Source organism: Desulfovibrio sp. 1214_IL3152 (assembly GCF_036763055.1).
Classification (GTDB): domain Bacteria; phylum Desulfobacterota; class Desulfovibrionia; order Desulfovibrionales; family Desulfovibrionaceae; genus Desulfovibrio.
Map to the genome: position 1 here is coordinate 1 of NZ_JBAIYW010000342.1, position 1127 is coordinate 1127.

Annotated in this window: 1 protein-coding gene; it reads left to right on the forward strand. The window is 61.5% G+C overall.

All coding sequences use genetic code 11. The annotated features are described in order from the left end of the window. On the forward strand, window positions 1-945 hold a 945-nt coding region (locus V6C07_RS07425), incomplete at its 5' end, for a glycosyltransferase (protein ID WP_333535725.1). Between the last annotated feature and the right edge of the window lie 182 nt (window positions 946-1127).

Sequence of the window (1127 nt, forward strand, 5' to 3'; positions counted from 1 at the left end):
TGGCTGTGGGACCACCTGCGATCTTTCGGTTCCGGCGCGCTGCTGGCCCGCTGGGGCCTGGAAGAAAACATTGAAATTTTTTATGCCTCCGGTGCGCACGGTCCGGCCACTGCCGCATGGGTGGCTTCGCGCCTGCTGGGTGTACCGTATGCATTTGCCGTGCGTTCGCACGATCTTGCCGAGCCCGGCCTTAACTGGAAGGCAAAAGTCAACGATGCGGTTTTCGTGCGCTGCGATACCGAAGCCTCCCGTCAGGCCATGCGTGAGCTTTTGCCTGACGTTCCGGAGCACAAGTTCGTGGTGTTGCGTGACCCGCTTACGCTGACTCCCCCGGACGATGATGCCGACCAGGCTCCTTCCGGCAATGACGCCGTCGAGGGCCTGAATATCCTGGCTGTGGGCACGATCTGCCGTCGCAAAGGCTATGATGTTCTGTTGCGCGCCTGCGCTGTTCTGAAAAGCAAAGGCATTGACTTTACGCTCAGGATCGTGGGGCATGGGCCGGAGCGCCTGCGTCTGCGCTGGCTTGCCTGGCGTCTTGGCCTGCGCGGCAACGTGTATTTCGCTGGGCGGGTTCCGCACGAAAACATGCCGGACTTTTATGCCAAGGCCCATGTGTTCGTAGCTCCGGGTCGCAAAACGCGGCAAGGGGATATGGACGGTCTGCCCTCGGCGCTGGTGGAAGCGCTGGCCTTTGGTCTGGCTGTGGTTGTGAGCGATTTGCCGGGGCAGACGGAAGCCGTGACCGATGGCCGTAATGGGCGCGTTGTGGCGCAGAATAATGCGGACGCTCTGGCCGGAGTCCTTGAGGGCCTGGCTTTAGATCCTGCTGAGCGACGGCGTCTGGGCGATGCTGCGCGCCGTGACCTGCCTGCATTTCTGGATGAAGAGGGCGTTGAGGCCCGTATGAGTGCGTTTTTTAAAAAGGCGTGCCGCAAGCTGTGAGCCACATCCTGCGGGGCCGCATCCTGAAACGGAAGTGCCATGAATTTTGACAAGGTGCGTGTGCTGGTAGTGGGCGATGTGATGCTGGATCGCTATATTTCCGGCAACGTGGGGCGCATATCGCCCGAGGCCCCGGTTCCAGTGCTTGGCGTGGACAAGCGGTGGTTTGCGCCGGGCGGCGC